3 protein-coding genes are annotated in these 1294 nt (G+C 27.2%); 2 read left to right on the top strand and 1 reads right to left on the bottom strand.

Going from position 1 to position 1294, the window contains the following annotated elements:
* Positions 1–14: 14 nt before the first annotated feature.
* Positions 15–359 carry a hypothetical protein gene (locus tag GW534_RS15865; RefSeq protein WP_161921932.1) on the top strand — a complete coding sequence of 115 codons (345 nt, stop codon included), beginning with the start codon at positions 15–17 and terminating at the stop codon, positions 357–359.
* A 26-nt stretch (positions 360–385) separates the two neighbouring features.
* Positions 386–547 (top strand): hypothetical protein, encoded by a 162-nt coding sequence (locus GW534_RS15860; RefSeq protein WP_161921931.1) that lies wholly within the window; start codon positions 386–388, stop codon positions 545–547.
* A gap of 111 nt (positions 548–658) precedes the next feature.
* Here GW534_RS15860 and GW534_RS15855 read toward each other — a convergent pair whose 3' ends face one another.
* The gene (locus tag GW534_RS15855) at positions 659–1015 is read right to left on the bottom strand and encodes a helix-turn-helix transcriptional regulator (RefSeq protein ID WP_161921930.1); all 357 of its coding nucleotides are present in this window, start codon (positions 1013–1015) and stop codon (positions 659–661) included.
* Positions 1016–1294 lie beyond the last annotated feature (279 nt).

Here is a 1294-nt window from a genome sequence, read left to right as displayed (position 1 = left end):
AGGAAGGGGTATAGATGGATTATCGTCAATTTAAGATTATAGAACAATATTTTAGGTTAGGTGAATTGATTGAAAAAAATCATAAGAAACTAAGTTCGTTGGCTAAAATAAAGCATGGTTATTTATCTTTAGGTGATTTAAAAATAATTCAGGAAGAATTAAGTTCTTTCGGTTTTGATAGTTCAGACCATGTAGAATTGAACGAATTATATACGTCTATAATGGATGAAATCAAGGAATTCAATGAAGCTAGAAAAGAATTAAAAGAAATGTGTTTAGAAATTAATGTTGATATTGACAAAATAGTTTGCGAAAAGCAATATCACGAAAATATATTAACAAATACTTACAGTCATTAAGTGAAGTGTTCGGGGGTGTAATAAGTGTGGTAAAACGTAAGGATGATTTAATTGTTTTTAGAATTGAAAGGAAAATCAAGGAAGAATTTACTAAAATAAATAAAGAAAGAAATATTAAAAACTCTGCAAAAATAAGAGGTTGGATTCAAGATTATATTCAAAGCAATAAAAATGAAGTTAAAAGTTAAAAGCTCTGTTCGTGATAAACAGAGCTTTTTTTGATTTTAATTTTTTGAATATAGTTTTTGGATTTGATTCTTAAAGTAACATTTAAAATGAATCAAAAAAATTCAAAAAAATTATTTAGTTTCATTTTCAGATTTAGTTTTCTTCCTACGCCTGTTACTTCTTTCAGGCAATTCTTGATCGTCAACACCTTTAATACGATCAAAAACAGGATCATCAAAAAATTCAGGTAACCTCATACCGAAACCAAAGGCGATCTTCTTCATTGTATCAATACGAGGTTTTTTTGATCTTTCTTGCATTATTTCGTTAAGAGTAGATTGGTTAACACCAGAAAGTTTGGATAACTCATAAATACTCATATCATATTCATTACATAAATGATTTATTCTATGAATAATGGCTTGTACCATTGTAAACCACCCATCCTCTCTGGTTCTGTTTTCGACTTCATTGTTATCAGTTGTCATTTGTATACTTCCCCCTTAAAACCATAAAAATCTTTTGGATATAAAAACGATGAAGTAGGTGGAAGGATTTATCGAATAAATCTCTATCAATAAACAAGTATAATTAGCAAACGAGGCAAAGAAAATACTTGACTTTATTATAACACATAAATTTAAAAGTTATTAAAAAATAAACTGAAATTTAATATAAATATTAGAAAAATTTAGTCAATTGATAGATTCATTGCTAGACCATTACAAGAAATGACATAAAGGAACATAATGGGATAAAAATCAATT

Origin of the sequence: Pallidibacillus pasinlerensis (assembly GCF_009996845.1) — a bacterium.
GTDB lineage: Bacteria > Bacillota > Bacilli > Bacillales > Caldibacillaceae > Pallidibacillus > Pallidibacillus pasinlerensis.
The sequence above is the reverse complement of the archived record's forward strand: the minus strand, read 5'-3'. Positions and strand labels throughout refer to the sequence as shown.